Here is a 4825-nt window from a genome sequence, read left to right on the forward strand (position 1 = left end):
GGCCGGGCGATGGCGTGATTGGCGCGACTATTTCGAAAACGGGATGGTTCACCATGCGCGTCGACCGCGTGGGCGATGACACGGCGCTTGCGGGCATCATTCGCATGGTCGACGAAGCGACTTCGACCAAAGCCCCCATCGAGGAGCTTGCCGATAAAATCAGTGGCATTTTCGTGCCCGCGGTCATCGGCATCGCGATCGTGACGTTCGTCGTATGGATGCTCGCGTCGGGCGATGTGTCGATTTCGCTTACTCATGCGGTTTCGGTGCTTGTGATTAGCTGCCCGTGCGCGCTTGGCCTGGCAACGCCGTGCGCCATCATGGTAGGCACGGGCCGTGGCGCGCGTGCTGGCATTTTGGCGAAAACGGCCGAAGCGTTGCAAACTGCCCACGACGTGAAAACCGTAGTGCTCGACAAAACGGGCACCATCACCAAAGGCGAGCCTGAGGTTACCGATATGCTATGCGCCTCGGGAGTGGAGGCAAATGAGCTGCTGCGCGTTGCGGCGGCCCTCGAGAAGAAATCGGAGCATCCGCTTGGCCGCGCAATTGTTTCGCGTGCGGAAGGCATGGGCCTCCGCGTTGCCGAGGCGAGCGAATTTCGCCAAATTCCCGGCGGCGGTGTTGCGGGCGTGTATGACGGAACCGTGTGCATAATGGGCAATGCCCAGCTCATGCACCAGCATGGCGTGTATTTGGGCGAATTCGAGCACGAAGCTGAACGCTTGGCCGACGAAGGCAAAACCCCGCTGTTCTTGGCGGTGGGCGCTGGCGTGGTGGGCGTTATCGCGGTTGCCGACACCGTGAAGCCCACAAGTGCCGCTGCCGTATCGGAGCTTCACGATATGGGAGTGCGCACGGTTATGCTTACGGGCGATAACGAGCGCACGGCACGGGCTATTCAGCGTGTATGCGGCGTGGACGAAGTCGTTGCCGGTGTCTTGCCCGAAGGCAAAGAGCGCGAGGTTGCACGTTTGTCCGGTGAAGGTGCCGTGGCTATGGTGGGCGATGGCATCAACGACGCGCCCGCGCTCGCTCGAGCGAATGTGGGTATCGCGATTGGCGCGGGTACCGACATCGCCATCGAGTCGGCCGACATGGTGCTCATGAAAAGCGACTTGCTCGATGTGCCCGCGGCCATTCAGCTCTCGCGCGCGACCATGCGCACCATTAAGCAGAATCTGTTCTGGGCGCTTATCTACAATGCGATTTGCATTCCCGTTGCGGCGGGCGCATTCTCGTGGGCGGGTCTTACGCTCAATCCCATGATTGCGGCGGCGGCCATGAGCTTAAGCTCGGTGTGCGTGGTGAGCAATGCTCTGCGTTTGCGCACGCCTCGTTTTTCCGAGCATGCGCAGGAAGAGGCATCGCGGCGCTTTCTTCCTGAAGATGAAATTGTCGTTCGCGAAATTGCGTACAAATTGCCGGAAGGCATTCAAAATACCCTCGAAAGAAAGGAACCGTTCATGGAAAAGACTCTGCATGTTGAAGGCATGATGTGCCAGCACTGCGTCGCCCACGTGAAGAAGGCGCTCGAAGGCGTCGCGGGCGTGGCGAGCGTCGATGTCGACCTTGATGGCAAGAAGGCCACCGTGCAGCTCGCCGAAGACGTTGCCGATGCCCAGCTCATCGATGCTGTGGTCGATGCGGGCTACGAAGCGAATATGGCATAAAGGCTCATTAATTCAACGGTTCCGTAACTGCGCGGCTAAGAGTTCGTTTCGAATGCGCGTCTGCGGGGCGGCGCGTGGGTTCGTGCGTATAATGGAGCCAACGAAAGCTTCTTACGAATTGAGGATTCCATGACCGAGTTCGAGAACAACAAGCGTGCGGAAGACGCAGCTACCGAAAAACCTGCCGCTCCCGCTCAGCCCGCGACGGTTCCGCCGCTGCAAGGCATGCCGACCCCGCCGCAATCTGCGGGCCAGGTTCCTCCTGCCGGAAACCCGTACGCAAATGCGTCGCAGCCGCAGCAGCCATCCGGCCAAGCTCCGTTCTACGGCGCCCCTGCGCAACAGCCCCAGGGCGCTCCCCAGAACATGCCTGGCATGCCTCTGCTCTATCTTACGGGGGGAATGAAGTTCGGTTGGGCCGTGTGTGGCTTCTTCCTGGGTCCCATCGCCATTTTGCTTGCGTGGCTTACGAACCAAAGCAATTTTCCGCAGGCGAAATCCGAGGCGGTTAAGTTTTCGCTCATTGGATTTTTGGCGACGTTCGTCATCTGGGTGCTGCTCATCGTCTTGTTCGGTGTGGCTGCATGCTCGGCGTTGACCTATGGACCTTCGTACTACTCGTATTACTAACGTTATTTGATCCATGTTTTGAAATAGCGCCCAAAGGCTCGCCGCTTAGCAGTGGCGAGCCTTTTTGGTGCTCGCGACGTTGTGATATCGTGTTTTTCGATGCGCCGTTACGCTATCGTTGCTGGCGCTTTGTTTATGGATGCTAAACTGCACTTTCAGGTCTCAACCGAAAGAGAGGGTGTCATGGCCGAAATGGCTTCAACCGCTGCATGCTCAAGCGTCACGTTTGGTGACGCCGATGTCGAAGAAATTCTCTATAGCGAACAAGCGATTCACGAGCGAGTGGCGCAAATCGGCCAGCAGATTACCGAAGATTATCGCGATGTGGCATACGAGGAAACGCCGCACGGCGACCCCGCGATTCTCATGGTGAGCGTGCTTCGTGGCGCTGCCATTTACATGTCCGACCTCGCGCGTCAGATCGATCTTCCTTTCGAGATGGACTACATGGCCGTGTCTTCTTACGGAACGGGCACGAAAAGCTCCGGCGTCGTGCGCATTCTGAAAGACCTCACATCGAACATCGAAGGCCGCCACGTGATTATCGCGGAAGATATCGTCGATTCGGGCCTCACGCTGAAGTACCTGCTTCGCGTGCTTGAGTCTCGCAATCCCGCATCGATCACCATTGCAGCGCTTTTGAAGAAGCAAAACCCCGAGCAGGCCGAAATCGATTGCAAGTACGTGGGCTTTGAGTGCCCCGACGCTTTCATCGTGGGATACGGCCTCGACTACGCCGAGCGCTATCGCAACTTGCCCTATATCGGCATTCTGAAACCAGAAGTGTACCAAGGAAAATAATGAGCGAAACACAGCAGCAAAACGACAACCAAACGCAGCAGCCTGCGCCGTCGGCTCCCGAAAATCAGCCGCAACAGCCGCAGGCACCGCAGCAGCAGGGCCAGCCGCAGCCCCCTTTTGGCCAGGTTCCGCAGCAGCCTCAGCAGCCCCAACAGAACCCCTATGGGAATATGCCGCAGCAGGGCCAAGACCCTCAAGGCCAACAGTTTCAGGGCCAGCGCGGCTCGTCCATGTTCAACATCGACCCTAAAGACGCCAAACAAATGATGTCTCGTCCGCCGCAGCGCGTGAGCATTATTTCGGCCATTCTGTTCTTCGTTGTGGCGATGTTCATCGGCAGCCAAATGATGACGATGATGAATGGCGCCGAAACCGACACGCTCATCACCTCGGAATTCGTGCAGGCCGTCGAGCAAGATCGCGTGCAGAACGTGGTCTACGATGCCGGTAGCTATACCGTTACGGGCACCTATTATCCGGCCGCAACCGCTGGCTCCACCGCGTCCGATGCATACAACAATGCTATCGGTGCGTTGAATGCCCAAGTCCAAGGCGTGCTCGGCACCGATGCGCCCACGGTTGACACCACCAACCTCGATGCGAAAAGCGTTGGCACCCCACGCAAGTACACGTCTACCTACGTGGGCCAAGATTCGCTCATGCAGCTCTTGAAGAGCCATCCCGATGTTGAGTATCAGGTGAAACTGCCCGACGGCATGGGCGACTTCCTTATGAGCTTGCTGCCCACGCTGCTTCTTATCGGCCTCATGGTCTTCTTCTTCGCCCAAATGAACAAGGCGAACAATTCGCAAATGTCGTTTGGCAAGGCGAAGGCGAAGGAATACACCCAGGAGCACCCCGATGTACGTTTCGACGACGTCGCCGGCGAAGACGAGGCGGTCGAGGAGCTTCAGGAAATCAAAGACTTCCTCGTCAACCCTAAGAAATACCAAGACCTCGGCGCAAAAATTCCGCGCGGCTGTCTGCTCGTAGGCCCTCCGGGTACGGGCAAAACGCTGCTTGCGCGTGCTGTTGCGGGCGAGGCTCAGGTGCCGTTTTTCAGCATTTCGGGTTCTGAATTCGTCGAAATGTTCGTGGGCGTTGGCGCAAGCCGCGTGCGCGACTTGTTCAAGCATGCCAAGGAGTCGGCTCCGTCGATCATCTTCATCGACGAGATCGACGCCGTTGGCCGTCAGCGTGGTGCTGGTTTGGGCGGCGGCCACGACGAGCGCGAGCAAACTTTGAACCAGCTGCTCGTCGAGATGGACGGCTTCGAGAAGAATGAAGCCGTGGTGCTCATCGCCGCGACGAACCGCGTTGACGTTTTGGACCCGGCTCTGCTTCGTCCGGGCCGTTTTGACCGCCAAATCGTCGTCGATGCGCCTGACGTTCGCGGCCGCGAGAAGATTCTTGCGGTGCACGCGAAGAACAAGCCCATCGGCCCCGATGTCGACCTGCCGCGCATCGCGAAACTCACGAGCGGCATGACAGGCGCCGACCTCATGAACCTCATGAATGAAGCTGCGCTGCTCACCGCGCGCCGCAACAAGTCGCACATCTCCATGGCCGAAGTCAACGAGTCCATGGAGCGCCTGATGGCCGGCCCCGAGCGCAAGAACCGTGTGATGAACGAGAAAACTCGTCGCACCATTGCGTTCCACGAATCGGGCCATGCTCTGGTTGGCCACTTGCTGCCGAATGCCGATCCGGTGCATAAGATC

At 58.4% G+C, this 4825-nt stretch carries 4 protein-coding genes; all 4 read left to right on the plus strand.

Annotated elements, in window-relative coordinates; translation table 11 throughout:
- On the plus strand, window positions 1–1673 hold a 1673-nt coding region (locus tag ACWI8T_RS08165; protein ID WP_449138584.1), incomplete at its 5' end, for a metal-transporting ATPase.
- 129 nt (window positions 1674–1802) lie between these two features.
- Window positions 1803–2303 (plus strand): spore coat protein SP96, encoded by a 501-nt coding sequence (locus tag ACWI8T_RS08170; protein WP_449138585.1) that lies wholly within the window; start codon window positions 1803–1805, stop codon window positions 2301–2303.
- Window positions 2304–2486: 183 nt separating this feature from the next.
- Window positions 2487–3104 carry a hypoxanthine phosphoribosyltransferase gene (gene hpt / locus ACWI8T_RS08175; RefSeq protein WP_281667810.1) on the plus strand — a complete coding sequence of 206 codons (618 nt, stop codon included), beginning with the start codon at window positions 2487–2489 and terminating at the stop codon, window positions 3102–3104.
- A 263-nt stretch (window positions 3105–3367) separates the two neighbouring features.
- Window positions 3368–4825: ATP-dependent zinc metalloprotease FtsH (ftsH, locus tag ACWI8T_RS08180; RefSeq protein ID WP_449138586.1), on the plus strand; the 1458-nt coding region annotated here is incomplete at its 3' end.

It is taken from the genome of Slackia sp., from assembly GCF_977041755.1.